The organism is Pseudoselenomonas ruminantium, from assembly GCF_900113715.1.
Taxonomy (GTDB): Bacteria; Bacillota; Negativicutes; order Selenomonadales; family Selenomonadaceae; genus Selenomonas_A; species Selenomonas_A caprae.
On record NZ_FOQK01000028.1, the window covers coordinates 1 to 14,981 of the forward strand.

General features: G+C 43.9%; 17 protein-coding genes. 1 reads left to right on the forward strand and 16 read right to left on the reverse strand.

The window, feature by feature from the left end:
* Positions 1-42 precede the first annotated feature (42 nt).
* From BM181_RS12545 to BM181_RS12560, 4 genes are all read right to left on the reverse strand, one after another.
* On the reverse strand, positions 43-630 hold the full coding sequence (locus BM181_RS12545; protein ID WP_075445449.1) for a hypothetical protein: 588 nt from the start codon (positions 628-630) through the stop codon (positions 43-45).
* A 202-nt stretch (positions 631-832) separates the two neighbouring features.
* Positions 833-1,282, reverse strand: a complete 450-nt coding sequence (locus tag BM181_RS12550) for a M23 family metallopeptidase (RefSeq protein ID WP_075445451.1) — start codon at positions 1,280-1,282, stop codon at positions 833-835.
* A 1-nt stretch (position 1,283) separates the two neighbouring features.
* Positions 1,284-1,604 (reverse strand): hypothetical protein, encoded by a 321-nt coding sequence (locus BM181_RS12555; protein WP_075445453.1) that lies wholly within the window; start codon positions 1,602-1,604, stop codon positions 1,284-1,286.
* Positions 1,605-1,615: 11 nt separating this feature from the next.
* Positions 1,616-3,745 carry a DNA topoisomerase gene (locus BM181_RS12560; protein ID WP_075445455.1) on the reverse strand — a complete coding sequence of 710 codons (2,130 nt, stop codon included), beginning with the start codon at positions 3,743-3,745 and terminating at the stop codon, positions 1,616-1,618.
* Positions 3,746-3,915: 170 nt separating this feature from the next.
* Here BM181_RS12560 and BM181_RS12565 point away from each other — a divergent pair, with 170 nt between their 5' ends.
* On the forward strand, positions 3,916-4,542 hold the full coding sequence (locus tag BM181_RS12565; protein WP_075445457.1) for a helix-turn-helix domain-containing protein: 627 nt from the start codon (positions 3,916-3,918) through the stop codon (positions 4,540-4,542).
* A 63-nt stretch (positions 4,543-4,605) separates the two neighbouring features.
* Here the strand turns inward: BM181_RS12565 and BM181_RS12570 are convergent, their stop codons facing one another.
* The 12 genes from BM181_RS12570 to BM181_RS12625 all read right to left on the reverse strand — a co-directional run bounded on the left by BM181_RS12570 (position 4,606) and on the right by BM181_RS12625 (position 14,925).
* The gene (locus BM181_RS12570) at positions 4,606-5,655 is read right to left on the reverse strand and encodes an endonuclease NucS domain-containing protein (RefSeq protein ID WP_082336315.1); all 1,050 of its coding nucleotides are present in this window, start codon (positions 5,653-5,655) and stop codon (positions 4,606-4,608) included.
* A 95-nt stretch (positions 5,656-5,750) separates the two neighbouring features.
* A complete protein-coding gene (locus tag BM181_RS12575) occupies positions 5,751-6,158 on the reverse strand; it encodes a hypothetical protein (RefSeq protein WP_075445461.1) in 408 nt (135 codons plus the stop codon).
* 76 nt (positions 6,159-6,234) lie between these two features.
* The gene (locus BM181_RS12580) at positions 6,235-6,528 is read right to left on the reverse strand and encodes a hypothetical protein (protein ID WP_143092193.1); all 294 of its coding nucleotides are present in this window, start codon (positions 6,526-6,528) and stop codon (positions 6,235-6,237) included.
* Positions 6,529-6,626: 98 nt separating this feature from the next.
* Positions 6,627-7,790 (reverse strand): ParM/StbA family protein, encoded by a 1,164-nt coding sequence (locus tag BM181_RS12585; protein ID WP_075445465.1) that lies wholly within the window; start codon positions 7,788-7,790, stop codon positions 6,627-6,629.
* A 139-nt stretch (positions 7,791-7,929) separates the two neighbouring features.
* A complete protein-coding gene (locus tag BM181_RS15800) occupies positions 7,930-8,136 on the reverse strand; it encodes a helix-turn-helix domain-containing protein (protein ID WP_082336316.1) in 207 nt (68 codons plus the stop codon).
* A gap of 13 nt (positions 8,137-8,149) precedes the next feature.
* Positions 8,150-9,667 (reverse strand): P-type conjugative transfer protein TrbL, encoded by a 1,518-nt coding sequence (trbL, locus tag BM181_RS12595; protein ID WP_075445467.1) that lies wholly within the window; start codon positions 9,665-9,667, stop codon positions 8,150-8,152.
* Positions 9,668-9,676: 9 nt separating this feature from the next.
* Positions 9,677-10,069: a hypothetical protein gene (locus tag BM181_RS12600; protein WP_075445469.1), complete on the reverse strand. Its 393-nt coding sequence runs from the start codon at positions 10,067-10,069 to the stop codon at positions 9,677-9,679.
* 15 nt (positions 10,070-10,084) lie between these two features.
* Positions 10,085-10,852 carry a TrbJ/VirB5 family protein gene (locus tag BM181_RS12605; protein WP_075445471.1) on the reverse strand — a complete coding sequence of 256 codons (768 nt, stop codon included), beginning with the start codon at positions 10,850-10,852 and terminating at the stop codon, positions 10,085-10,087.
* 14 nt (positions 10,853-10,866) lie between these two features.
* Positions 10,867-13,341, reverse strand: a complete 2,475-nt coding sequence (gene trbE, locus BM181_RS12610) for a conjugal transfer protein TrbE (RefSeq protein WP_075445473.1) — start codon at positions 13,339-13,341, stop codon at positions 10,867-10,869.
* Positions 13,342-13,602 carry a VirB3 family type IV secretion system protein gene (locus BM181_RS12615; RefSeq protein ID WP_075445475.1) on the reverse strand — a complete coding sequence of 87 codons (261 nt, stop codon included), beginning with the start codon at positions 13,600-13,602 and terminating at the stop codon, positions 13,342-13,344. It lies immediately after the preceding gene.
* Positions 13,603-13,634: 32 nt separating this feature from the next.
* Positions 13,635-14,606 carry a P-type conjugative transfer ATPase TrbB gene (gene trbB / locus BM181_RS12620; RefSeq protein ID WP_075445477.1) on the reverse strand — a complete coding sequence of 324 codons (972 nt, stop codon included), beginning with the start codon at positions 14,604-14,606 and terminating at the stop codon, positions 13,635-13,637.
* Positions 14,506-14,925: a conjugal transfer protein TraD gene (locus tag BM181_RS12625; protein WP_075445479.1), complete on the reverse strand. Its 420-nt coding sequence runs from the start codon at positions 14,923-14,925 to the stop codon at positions 14,506-14,508. The genes trbB and BM181_RS12625 overlap by 101 nt, the downstream gene beginning before the upstream one ends.
* Positions 14,926-14,981: the final 56 nt, after the last annotated feature.

Consider the following 14,981-nt stretch of genomic DNA (forward strand, 5'->3'; position numbering starts at 1 on the left):
AACTAATATTACATCATCCTTGGATATTTACACCATAATCTTTTATATTACAGCTTCCATTTTATACCTATCTATTTGTAACAGTCCAATATCATATCCCATGTTATATACTTTCACGCTGATTTCTCTATCGTTATTTGCATCATTCCATTGAGCACAGAATTGAGGATCATGAACACCGCTGGTTACACCTTCATTTCGCCATATTTTAGGTGAAATGTTAATCTTGCTTTTTATATTATTAAATGCTCTCTGACAGAGCATTTGACAATCGGAGTAGCTTCCTGTTATGCTAATTGTCACACATATCACGCCACCATTTAATAAGGATTCTACACCTACAGTTTCTGTAATATTCATTCTCGGATAGATTCTTTTATAGTTAATGGAATATTCCGGCTTTCCTCTAAATGACCTATCTAATTGGTATTTCTCATTATACCAATTATTAAGTCTACTAAAATTGTCTACGAATTGTTCTGTTGGCATACCCAAATATATTGTAAATACGGTCCAAGGCTCTCGTGTTATTTCATCAATTTCTGATATTTCCAAATTTGTGGCAGCTTTAGTATGAGAAATAACTATTAAATAAGCAATAATCAACGACAATATTATTTTCTTTCTCATAAATATCCCCCCTAACTCTAAATACTATTCAAGCCTGTGTTGCTAAATTCAACACCACCTTTTTTTATTCCTGCATAGCTAAATAATTTTTCCGAACACTAAAAAGCCCCCTCCTGAATGGACATAGAAGGGGGGGAGGAAGTGTCAACTTCCAGCAAATGAATGTAGTGTAGCCATTGTTACACAATCTCTTTTATATACGCTAAAACAGCACAAGCGGATCTGCGTACTGATAGCCCCCTTCGCCGGGGACTATGTATTCCAAGTGCAGGTGTGGCCCGGTTGAGTTCCCGGTGCTGCCTACGGCAGCAATCAATTGCCCTGCCTGAACCGCTTCTCCTGCCGACACATAGACTTCGCTGCAATGAGCATAGCGGGTAAAGGTATCATCAGCTTGCTCATAAATGAGCACCTGATTCCCATAGCCATCATTGAAGTTACCTGCATCCACCACCACACCATCGAACAGTGCCAAAATACCCGTACCATAGGAATAGCCAAGGTCAACACCGGAATGGAACTTATAGGTTCCACTTATGGGATGCACACGCCAACCAAAAGGCGATGTAACAGGCAAGTCCTCTGCCATGGCAGCGGAAGAACCCAAAAACATCAGGGCAGCAAGCAAGCAAAAAATTTTTCTCACTAGCATATTACCGCCTCCTATGGCTCAAATGGTAGGCAATATATACCATAAATGCAAACTGAAACCCCTGCCAGCCCTTATAAAACCATGTGGATGTAATAGGCGGCACATATATTGCCGAAACCACCAACATAACAGAATTAAGAATGAATAACAAGATCAGCAGCTTATCGCCATCTCCAAGACGGTGATAGGCTGCTTTTGCTTCTTCCCTGCGTTCCCAATGCTCCTCTATATCCGAAAAGGGCATAACATTTTGACGAATCTTCTTTGCCGTCTCCGGGGCACAAGTCTGATATGGCATAAGCCAGCGTTTTAAAAAACTCATTTTCCTGCCTCCTATTTTTCAAAGGTCATTTCATAATTAACCCATTTTCCTGTGTCCACCATCGAAATATAGGCATCATAGGTACCATCGCCGCTTTTCTTCTTCAAGCCCTTGACCTTCACCTTGGCACCCTGAAGCATCTTTATGGCCATAGCCTTGGTGAGTTTCTTCCCTCGGCTCTCCCAAAACTTATCCTTCTTCCACATGGTAAAGTTACATTTAGGTTCGGCCTTGAAGCCTGAACAGTAAAAAGCCTTGGTACTCTCATAGATATTCTTCCCGCAGCGCGGGCATTTGCCAATGACTTCTTTTTCTGCTGGCGCAATCTGCTCCAGCGTGACGGCTGCCCCGCCGTCCACAATGGAGCGTAGTTCCTTGGCCGTGAAGTCCACACACTCTTGAACCTCTGTATCACCATGAAAAACCTGCTTCAGGATCTTGGAAAATTCCACGGTCTTTTCCTTATAGAGGTTAATGTGCAGCTTATCAAGGGATTCTATCAGCTTTTCTCCCATTGGTTCAATGGACAGCTTTGTGTTCTTCTCTGATATATAACTGGCGTGTTTCGCATTCTCTATGATGCCGGTTCTTGTGGCCTCCGTGCCGATTTCCACACCTGCAAGCATAGCCCGATATTCGGCAGCATCATCTTCGGCCTCCCCGTCTGCCTCCTTTAACTCATCACGGAAAGGATTTTTTAGATAGTTCGATAGCATGGATATATCAAACTTTGCAGGTGGCGTTGTCTCCTTCTCTACGGGCTGGAAGTCCACCGCCACCTCATCCCCCTCATTTAGATTAGGCAGGATGCTTTCTTTCTTGGTTAGTGGTTCATACTTCAGGAATCCGGGCTGCTTCACAGCCTCCCCTTTTAATTCAAAGTTTTCCTTCCCCACAGCAATCTCCATGCAAGTCCGGGACATTACCGTGTCCTCTATAAGAAAATTGCAGATAAATCTATTCTTGATGGTGTCATAGACAAGCTGCTCATCCACGCCAAGCTCATCCGCTTTTGGGAACTTATTGGTAATGATAAGGGCACTATGGCTCTCAATCTTGGTATCATCAAAAATTCCCTTGCTGTCCTTCATGGCCAAATAGGGCTGCTCCCCGTTCAACTTGGCAATAATGGCTTCTACCTTGCCCTTCTCCGCTTCACTTAGATACTCTGAGTTGGTGCGGGGATAGGTAACAAAGCCCTTCTCATAAAGCCCCTGAATGATTTTCAGACTGTCAGCCAATGTCATCTTATGCAGCTTACTTAGACGGCTTTGCAAGGTACTTAGGGAAAATAACTTGCTTGCTCTTTTTATTATGTCTTTTTGCTCTACCTTTATAACGGTAGCCTTTTGACCATTCAGATATTCCTGCATAGACTGGCAATCTGCCCTGCTTGCATACTTTTCTTTGAAGGTCAGCTTTACCGCTTCACCGTTGGTTTCTGCGTTACTCTCTAAGACAAAGTATTTCTCCGGCTTGAAGTTTCTTATCTCCATGTCCCGGTCATAGATAATCTTCACAATAGGAATAAGCACCCTGCCCACTGGCATAAAGTGATTCAGCTTCACCGAAAGGAACCGTGTCAGATTGATCCCCAAGAGCCAGTCCATGTATGTTCTAGCCAAGCCCTCATGGAAAAGATTCTGATATTCCTCATCCAGTTTCATGGTCTTGACGGCATGGCGTATCGTGTCTTCTGTCTGCTCCGGCAGCCAAAGACGATAGACCGCCTTTTTCTGTTTAAGCTGGCCAAGAGCATTATGAATAATCAAATCCCCTATAACCTGCCCCTCACGGTCACTATCCCCGCAGTTCACCACCGCATCCACATCATCCCGGCCAATAAGCTCCCGGATAGTCTCATACTGCTGCTTCACACTGTCATCCTTGGCCTTATCCTTTGATGTTTTGAGCCGGAACTTGAATTTTTCCGGGACAAACGGCAGCCCTTCCAATTTCCAAGCCGTTTCCCCTGTATATTCGCCCATGTCGCGAAGCTGAAACAAATGGCCATAAGCATAAGTGACAATCGTTTCCTGACCTTCAAAATACCCTTGCTTACGGTCAAAATTTTCCTTGCCCGACAATGCCTGTACCACAGTTCGTGCCAAACTGGGCTTTTCTGCTATGATAACCTTCAATTTATCACCCCTGTAATAATTATTTTAATCCTTAGTATAACAAAAATGCTTCTACCTCGTATTATAATACTATCAGCTATTATTATCAAGGAAATTTACCTATTAGCGGAACCGCCAGTTCCTTCTCACGATAGAAAATCTATCCTATAATGAAAAGAGGAGGACTAATTATGAACGATAAATATAAATTTGACAGTGTTTCTTTTGGAATTAGATTATCCAAAATACGCAAATTTCATAAAAAAACACAAGACCAAATTGCTGAATATCTTGATGTGTCAACAAAAACAGTTCAAAACTGGGAGCACGGGACAAAAATGCCCGGAATAGATAATATAGTTTCCTTAGCAGAGTATTTTAATATGTCTATTGGTGAAATCCTCGAAGATGAGGCATATAGAATATTTGAAAAGAAATTATGTAGCAGAAAGAGAAGTATTGAAATAATACCCGTGGAAAATAAAATTGAGCTTTTCATGGAATTTTGTGAAGATAGATATATGGATAGGTATGAACTTTGGGTATGGGACGAAGCAGCTAAATACAAATACCTTTATGTGTCGGTAAAAAAGCTAATCCCTTACACAGATTTCAAAAAATCTTTGATTGATCAATCTGATGTTATCGCAGATACATATAGAAAATGGTTATTTAGCATCTTAACCACCAGTGAGGAAGATGTATCTATAAAAAAAATCATTGAAGACAAAATTATATGTGAAAATAAAGGAATGGCCTCAAAAGGGGCTGTATGGGGTGATTTGGGCTATATAATATATTTTGATGATGATGAATAATATAGTCTTGAATACAATGACTAAAAGGGGAGGCTTTGCCTCCCCTTTTAGTATTTTTATATTTTATTTAATTTCTCTATATGCAATTTGATATTCAAACAATCTAATTCTATTATCACTACGAACTTTTTCTATGATCTTATTCTTGGGAGAATTTAATACAATGATACCATATACCTTCCTACCTTTTTTTACTTTGTGTTTTTCAAACCAGTCAACATATTGCTTAGTTTGTTCAAACGCATCATCATATCCCGAATCTTTTTTTAATTCTATTATATATAGATTTTCATCATCATCTTCGCATAAAATATCTAATCGCCACTTGCCATTAGCGCAGGGATATTGTCTTCCATAATAATCCCCCTTTTTACGATAAATATGCAAATTTAAGCCAAATAGTTCTTGTCCATTTTCCAAACGTGCTGTCAATTCATCTTCCAAAACCTTCTCACTTGTAAATTGATTTTTATTTTCAAAGAATTTTGGCTTGACTTCATCAACCTCTACTGATACAGGGATAGAATCTTCATCTTCCATACCATCTTCATCATCACCAACAGTCACACTATCTACTGGGACATCCTTTTTAGGCTTTTTGTCCAGCTGTTCAAGTAAAGCCTTACTTATCTTGTAATCATGCGTTTCTACAAACTCACGCGCTGTACTATACTGACCGCTTCTAATGTATGTTCTTACTAGATTGTTGGGTGCCCAAGCTAAGTCACGTTCTTCTTTTACACACCGTAAAAATATCTCGATAGCCTCCTGATACCTTTTTTGACGGTAGAGACAATAGCCTAAGTTATTTAGCGCATTTCCTATATCAGATTTGCATTCGAGACAGTTTCTATATGCTATTTCCTCATTTTTATATTCCTTAACTTTTCCATACGCCCAAGCTAAAGCAAATTCTAAATCATGTGGATAGAAAAGACATCCTTTATCTATTATTTTTTCAAAACATTGAATAGCATTATACCACATCTTTTCCTCTGAATATAAAAAGCCTAAAATTTCATAAGGCATAATACACTCATGATGTGATTGTGTATAATTTAATAAAACCTCAATTCCGCTTCGATTATCCTCACAACTATAAAATTCATCCATAAGTGATGCAAGCTCTGCACATTCTTTATAATTGTATTTTTTTGCAATTTCAGCAAAGCCTTTCCAAAAACCATCAAACGCATTTTTGTAATAATCTAAAAATAAAACGCAGAAATCTGATTCACTGGGAACTGTCTTTCCACTCTTATCATGATTTTTTCCAAAAACTCATCTACTTGTTTTAGAACCTTTTTATTATCGCCCTTAAAAAAGGAATAAATTGGTGCTTCCAAACAGCCATCTAATGTTAAATATTCATCACAAATTTTTATATACAATTCTTTTCTTATATCATGAATTGATGACTGTTTCTTTTCATATTTATAATATCCAGCACAATAGCTTTGTTGTAGCTCATATGCAAACATACCTGCAACTTCATTTTTATATTTACCTTGATATTTCTCTAAATTAGAATATCCTTCTTCATAAGATATTCCAACAGGTAAAATAGTATCATATATTTTTTCTATTTCCACTTGTTTTCTTTCTTCCGCATTCATGAGATTCTAACCTCCATATTTGCTTTACATGAATTTATTATTGTATAAAAACCCTGCCTAAAAGGCAGGGTCAATATTACATATATTCGCTATAATCGTCAAGATTAACATCCGAGGACTTCTTTTTATCCTTCTTGGATGTTTTCTTCTTTTGTGGTGCTGGAGCAGCTTCGGTCTTTTCCTCGGCTTTTACCTCCGGCTGGGCTTCCTGTGCGGAATCTGTCTGTGTCATCGCACGCATACGGTCAAGAACCGCTGCATCCGATACCACCTGATATTTAACCGCCAAGTCCTCAATCTCAGGATGCTTGCTGCAATAGTCAAATACCAAATACTTCATAGCCTTGCTGAAGTTGGACTGCTTGGCCACAAAATCCTTCAGTACAGGGTGCGAATCGTCAAAGCGAAACGACTTTGTTATAAATGCCATATTTAAGGGCGTGGAGGCAGCTCCACGCCTACCCTCCTTTAGTTATTTGCTGCCGATGCTTCTTTGAGAGCGGCAAAGACCTTGCTATTAAGGAACACGTTCAGACCGCTTACTTCCAATGTAACTGCGTACTTCTTCGGCATATACAGGAGCTTAATCATGGCACGGTCACAGAAGTCCTTCAGTTTCTTCTCCAGTGCTTCGCGCATCATAATGGAGCCACCACCATACACGCAAACCACATCAATCTCGTTGTTTGCTTGCTGGATCACCTGCTTGGCCTTATGCAGGATTTCTTCGGCCTGATTCTCCAAGGCGGGCATAATGAACTCCACTGCCGTAGCATGGTACTTGTGGCCTTCATCCTGAAGAATATCAGAGTATTCCTGACGGGTGAGCTTCATCAAGCCGAACTGCTCTTTGAAATCATCAATCACGGCATCAATGGCATGGCCATTGCCGTTATTGGTACCACTGATGAAGTCCGGCTTGAAATGAACATCCGTAGTCACAGGGAACTCCGTGGTACCTTCGCCCACAGCGATATGCAGAACCTTGTTCTCTGCAAAATCAGCCTTGTTCAGCGGGGCATCCTTATGTTGCTTGTTATATTCCTCAAACAGTTCATTGTTCTCTTTCAGCGCAAAAGAAGCCGTTACACCTTCAGGAATGACCTTCACAAAGTCATAAATCAGTTCAACCATTACTTCCTTATCGCCAATGTAGACACATACATGGTGCTTTTTGCCAGTGAACTTCTCGCTGAACGTCTGACAGTTCTTCTTGTTGAAGTAGGACACCGGGAGAGCCGTAGCCATGTCCACATGGGCAGTAATCGTCTCATCCAGTGCGCCCAAGTCATAGTCCTTGCCAGCAGCCTCCTCAATGGCAGCAGCTGCCGAATGTGCCAGCGTATTGATGTAGACAATATCACTCGTTACCTTGTTATTGTCTACACCGACCTCAATAGCGCGGCAGGGCTGGCCGGATTCCAAAGCCCGCTGGCCGATGTAATACAAACCACCTTCAATGGAAACCAGCAGATGGTCATGAAGATTCTTCAGGACATACTCTTTGTTGACATCATCCAAGTTCGGCACCCGCATGATTTTTGCAAATACATTCGGCTGCTGAACCAGCTTCCCATCAATGATGAGGTCATGCTCGCTGTTTCCGTTGTCGTTGGCAATTCTAAGATTCATAGATAAATCCCTCCAATATATGAGTTAATAACCTTTACGAAAGCTATTATAACAAAATTTATTAAGTAATTCAAGATTTTTTAATACATTTTTTAATAAAAATATATTCAAAGGGGATGTCCTGCGACATCCCCTTTTTTTACTCATATACCAACAATTCATCCAAGGAACACTGCAAGCCGTCACATACCTTTATGTATGTTCCCAGCTGCACCTTATCCAATCTATGGCCATGATACAGATGCGTGATAGTGTTTCGATTGACTCCCGTCAATCGGATCACTTCAGCAAAGGTCTTTAACTCATGCTCATACATCAGCTTTCTCAAATTACATTTCAAGGTCATAATATCCACCCCCTTAGTCCCTTATCGGGGCAGACATACCGCCTTTTGGACTTGCTTCTTGTGGAATAGCACTCCGCATCATAGACATCTTAGTTACGGCCTCCGAAAAAGCCGGTGATTTCTTTGCGCTAGAAGCAGCATTGTTCCCCGGCGCGTTTGCAGAAGCCCCTCCATTGGAGCTACCTGATGAACCACTATCTGCGGGGGAACTGGTGCCTCCCGTTGCTCCTCCGGCAGATGTATCAGAAGAACCTGACGCGTTACCACTTGCAGCTCCTCCATCAGATCCCGTACTTCCTCCGGCTCCTGCCGAGCCAGATGCACCTTTACTTGATCCACCAGTCGATGAACTACCTCCGGCAGAATTACTGCTACTACTGGATGAGCCACCACTTGCAGAAGAACCGTCACCTGATGCACTGCTACCGCTACCACCAGACGATGAACCACCTGATGATGAACTGCCACCATAGCTTGTTGTGCCACCACTACTAAACGTAGGTGAAGCCTGACTGCTGCTTCCTACCACAGATGAGGACGAGGAATTATTTATATCTGTATTAGATGTATTATTATTTGTCTGGCTGGCTGCCGTTGCTGCGCTAGATTTTCCACTAGAGCTACCAGCAGAACCAGATCCGGCGATTGCCGAGGCTCCCTTGGAAGCCGCCATACCTGCGCCAGCTGCTACCATAGCCACACCAGCACCAAATCCAGCTGCACTGCCTGCCGTTAAAGATGGGCCTCCCGTCATAACAGAAGCAGCCAAGGCCGGAGCTTGCCATGCAAGAAACGCCAGCAAAATAGCAACCGTCACCAGTGACACCATAACCGTCAGTGCGTTATCAGGGTTCATTTCCATAAGTGGTGCATAAGAATTTAGCACATCAGGTATTATGGCCACCAAACAGGACATCACCATTAACTTTACACCATAGGCAATTACACCACCAATTGCCTTTTCGGCCAAAAATGAAGTCCATTTAGTTACACCAAATGGCACAAAAACCGTCAGCAAAGCACAAACCAAGTAGAACTCCACATAAGTCAGTACCACCTGAACACCTAATATTACATAGGCCAGACACCCAAAGACATAGGCTATAATACCAGCCAACAACATAGGCAGATTAGAGAGCACCTCAGTCATTCCTGTAAAATTTTTTTCAAAGGTAAGGATAGGCTCTAATGTCGTGATTCCCTGTGCCACTATGACAGAGGGATGCTGCATAATCCCCATGCCTCCACCCGAACCAATAACACTTCCTGCCATGATAAAGCTATTCTTGATGATACTGCAAAACATTCCCCAATTATTGAGCAGAAAGAGCCAAAAACCAATTTTTAAGCACTTCTGTATCATTATTTTGAAATGATCGCCATCATCTAGGTTAGTGAGAAAGGCCATGCAAGCATCAATTGTGGCTAACATCCAAAACGTGGCCATAACCAAGGCTTTTATCTGCGGCACACCGCCTGTTGCTATTGTTTCAAACTGATAACATATCTGGTCAAATACCGCTAATTCCATAGTTCCACCTTAGTCCTTAAAATCAGCCTGTCTTACTTTCAGGTCTTTCGGAGCCGTAAATTTAGGTGGAGCCATCTTCACAGTTCCATTTTCCACAGTTCCATTGCTCTTGTCTTCTTCTACCTCTTTTTTATGCTCATCTAGCTGCTTGGCCATTTTTTCAATGTCAGCTTCCGTCTTTGCATTTGCCTTATCTGCAGCCTCATCCGCAGAGTTTTCAGCCTTTGCAGCATCATCCTTTTTGTTGGTATGGCTTTCCTTCTGTACCGTCTGGACTTGAGCTTCCTCCGCCGGACTAGCAGAGGACTGGCCTAAGTAAAAAGCAATCCCACCAATAATCAACAACAACACTAACATCATAAGGATCTTGTATTGCCCGAATAACTCCAAAAGTCTTGTCATACCCCGTCACTCCCTTTAATCCTGAAAATCCGCCGTGTGGCTATCAACGCTGCCATGTGCTATCTGATGAAAATCATCCGTCTGGTAAAATTCTTCGGCTACTTTTTTACTCGCTGCATCCGACTGAACTACCTTTTCTAAAAAGAGGTTCTGCCCTTTCATGGAATCAGCCACAATGGCCTCCAATCGTTGCATTTCCTTAACCTGCAGCCCTGCAATCTGAGAGGCTGCCTGTGTCACTCCAACAATACCATCAGCATTCTGGGATGCTTCCAACAAAGTGCTCAGGGAATCCGTAGTCTTCTGCATTTCCTCAGGGGAAGCCAAGCCTTGGCTCATAATGCTTTGCTTAATGCCATTCTCTACCGTCTTATTGATCCTGTCTGCTTGGTCGGCATAGGCTTTAGCAGAAGCACCATTCCACTTAGTATAATCCGTGAAATTCTCATCAAACTCGGACATGGCTTTACGGTAGTCCGTGCCGATGGCGTTGACACTGGTACGGATTTTGTTCATTTCCGTGACCATTTCCTGCACCTGCCGGACACTTGAAGAAAGCTGGGAGGGATCGAGCTTTGCCAACTGCTTCAGCTGGGCATCGAACTGCTCCAGCTGCTTCTCATAGGATTTTATGAGCTGCAACTTGTTGGCCAGGTTCTCAGAATGGTTTGTTGGGTCATAAACCACCATTGCCGAAGCCGGTGCTGGCATATAAGCCGCACTCCCCCAAAAGAACGCCGTAGCTGCTGCAACTGCACCTGCATTTTTCTTCCAATTTTTCATGAAAACCATCCTCCTTATGCTGACTGATGTCTATTATTTTTCAAGTTCTCGATATACTCAATAACTTCCGGCATCCCCTTGTATTCCATCCAATGCTCATTGAACTCATCCTGCGGATAGGCTGCCAGAAGTTCCTTTACCTTCTTCTGATCTTCCTTGCTGGCACTAGCCACATAGGACAAGGTAAAAGGCATTTGCTCCAACCCCAACTCAAACAAGCGACTGTTTCGGTCGGACTTATAGTAATACTGCCGCTGCTGGGTGGCCGTGGCAATAAGCCACCGTTCCTTGGTGTTCAGGCTGAACATCTTGTAAATCTCATCATTGCTTGGGTTCGTTGCACTTGGATTCGGCAGGAAAATCTTTGTCCGGCAGCTTTCAATGATGGCCGGGGCAATCTTGCTATGGGCAATGTCTTCAAGGTTTTGCGTGGCGAAGACCACCGACACATTGTTTTTACGCATGACTTTCAGCCATTCCTTGATCTTCTGCTCAAACAGAGGATTGTCTAAGAACACCCAACACTCATCCAGCACCAAAATAGTAGGCTTGCCCGTGCAATTCTGCTCCAGCCGATGGAAAATATATTGTAGTGTCGGCATGACTGCCGACTTCTTTTCCATCAGCTCCTCCATTTCAAAAACCTGCCAATTCCCATAGGTCAAGGAATCATGCTCACTATCAAAGAGACGGCCATAAGCGCCACCCTCCGGGTTCGAGGCCGAAGCCGTGGTAAATGTCTTCAAGGCATCCCGCAGCCGTTCATCTTGAAGCATCAGGCAAAGGCCTGTCATAGTACGCTCATCCTCCGGCGCAGTGGCCAGCTTATTAAGAGCCGTCCAAACTTCTGCCTTGTCCGTGGGGGTAATCTTGTCTAGCCCTTCCTGCGCGAGAATCTGCAAAATCCACTCCATTGCCCAGTTTCGCTCATTTTCGCTGTCAATATGCGCTAAGGGCTGGAATGACAAGCTATCCTCATCCTCATTGGCCAAGTCATAGAAAGAACCTCCTACGCCAGCCGTAAGTGCCCTTGACGATCCGCCTTTATCAAAGACATAGACCTGAGCATCCGGCACGCCTCGGAACTGAGCCTCAATCGTGTTCAGGAGAACCGACTTACCCGCGCCCGTCAGGCCGACCACCATTGTATGGCCAACATCCTTCACATGAAGGTTAAAGCGGAAAGGTGTACTGCCCGATGTCTTGCAGCGCATAAGCGGAGGCGTGTTCAGGTGCTTGTTCCACGCCTCCCCTGCCCATACTGCAGACAAGGGAAACATATGGGCCAGATTCAGACTGCTCATAAGGTACTTGCGGATATTGTTCCGTGGCATACAGGGAACCGAACTCATCCAAGCATTGACGGCATTTGTGGTTTCATGAACCGTAGTGAAACCTCGACCATTGATGGTTTTTTCTATCATACGCACACGCGTATCGACTTTTTCCTTGCTCTTGTCCATTACTACGATAACCTGCGTGAACTTGCCAAAGCTGACCACATCCCCGCCAAGCTCCTGTAAGGCCATTTGAGCATCATCATATTTTTCCAGCGCGTCCGTGTCCACCATAGCACTCTCACTTTTCGTGATGGCTTCTTTCAGCTGTGTCCAGATAGATTTCCGGCTGGCGAACCATTGCCGCCGGTAATTTTCTATCTCGTTTTGGGCATCCACCTTATCCAGCGGTAGATACCGCGTAACCCACCGATATTCAAAATCCAAGCGATTCAGGGCATCCAAGATCCCCGGCGTGGATTCCTGCGGGAATCCCTTGACTGATACAATCCCCAAATGGTAATCACCAAGTTTAGGATGAAGCCCACCATGTAAAGGCGTGTCTGTGAGATACTGATTCAGGTACTCGCAGAACATCTTGGATTTTCTGACCTTATGCTTCTTTGGCGATATGCAAGAATGCAAATAGGTCAATGTTTCCTCGGCATCCAAGGCATGACACTCCGGCATGACCTCACAGAACAACTGGTATACCCGCTGCACTTCCGTCTTGAAATTTTTAAGATTCATTTCAATGCGATCATGTTCGGCATCCGTCACTTCCTTCTCATCAATGAAAATCTTGTTGAACTTGTCGTATTTGTCCTTGGGAGGCAAGTAGAGAAGGGTGAAATAATAGGAACTTTCATAATATCTGCCGGAATCAGCAAAGGCAGCCATACGCTCCGAATCAATCAAGGCCGTGCATACATCCGGGAACTTCCTTGCTGCATACTGCTTGCTTTGTTCCCGTCTTGCCTCGACTTGGAGGCACCAGTTACCGCCGATACGGCGCAAACAGTTATTGAGCCGGGCCACTGATACCACCAGTTCATCCTCCGTAGAGGAATCCAAATCAGCCCCACGATAGCGGAAAGACTGCTGGAGTGAACCATCATGGTTGAGGATGATTCCATCCTCGATCATGACACACCAGCCAATGTAATCCTCTAGGCCGGAGGCATCCTTTCTATATTCTCGTAAATTTATCATCTAACGAACCTCGTAATACTTTCTGTCATTGATATGTCGCTTCAATGCCTCGAAGAATTGCTCATCCTTCTTGGCAAAGGACAGGGCAATTACATGAAGGAACACATTGACCAGAATCAGGGGATAGCACTTCATCATCACGAAGGATGCTGCAAAGGTGCCATTGAGCAAAAACAAGTCTCTCGGAATACCACACATCAGGACTGGCTTCGTGAGTGACTGATGAATCGGGACAACAAAGCCCTTGGCGCGTTCTGCCATATTCAAGACCTCCTAAAAAGCAAGCAAGCAAATCAAGCAAGTTTCCTCGTTACATATTCCCCGCCTCGGCAGCCGTCCACTGCCAAGACCTCCTTTATCAAGCGGCTTTTGGCCGTTCTCTCAATATAGACAATCACATCCACCGCCTCGCCAATAAGTGCACGAGGAGGATTCGGAATCACCTCCTGAATCAGCTGTTCCAGACGGATAAGGCCAGCCCCAGCACTATCCGCGTGTATAGTTGATATTCCCCCGGGATGACCAGTGTTCCATGCTTTGAGCAAATCCAATGCAGCCCCGTCTGTTACCTCACCTACTATGATACGGTCAGGGCGCAGTCTCATGCAGGAACGAACCATTTGCCGCATGGAAAACCCTTCCCTCTGCCGTAGGAAAATAGTATTGGAGTAGTCACATTGAAGCTCTGCAGTGTCCTCCAGTATCAGAAGGCGGGATTTTGTCTTGGCAATCTCCTGTAAAATAGCATTGGTAAGCGTAGTTTTGCCCGTTCCTGTACCGCCTACCACCAAGATATTCTTCCGCTTCCATACCATATCTAAGATAACCTGTTGCTGCTCCTCGGTCATAATTCCATTGGCCACATAATCTGATAAAGGAAAAATTACCTTCGCCTTTTGGCGAATGGAGAAAACAGGATTCACCGAACCCGGCGGGATAACAGCCTGTATTCGGCTCCCCCAAATAGGCAACTCCCCGGAAAGATACGGCTTCTGCTTGTTGATTTTATCCTGTGTAACCGTAGAAACAATAGAAATGAAGCGTTCCGCATCCACAGGCTCGATCCGGCGACCTGTGTCAATCATGCCCTCACCGACCCGCTCAATCCACAAAGACTTATCGCCGTTCAGCATGATTTCCACTACTCGAGGATCATCAAAATAATCAATGAATCCGTGCATTGCCGTCCGCAGCATTTTCAGCGTTTTGTCCCGCTGGGCTTGCTGTTGCCGAACTTCCAGCAATTCCGCTTCCTGTGCTATCATCCTTCTTCTTCACCTCCTTCTGGCGTTCACGCTCTGCAATCAATCTATCGCCACGAGCTTTCAAATCCCGTGCCTGGCTACTTTCAGGATCTTGGAAAATATCCTTCCGAGAATCCAGAAGCCCAACCAGAAGCCCTGCATCCACGGAATCCCCCAAGACCATTTCCACCAAGCCACCTTTCTTTATCAGGCGGTGAGTACGCTCTTTGCGTTGCTTGGCGGACTCTTTCTTTTTCTCCTTGGCAATCTGCATCCGCAGCTTGGCCATGCGGGCTTCCAGTTTCTCCAGATGTGTCAATTCTTTGTCATTATCGCTCATATTTTGCACCTTTCTAAGGAACTTTTAATACTAGGTCGAATCAAAATAATCTCTAC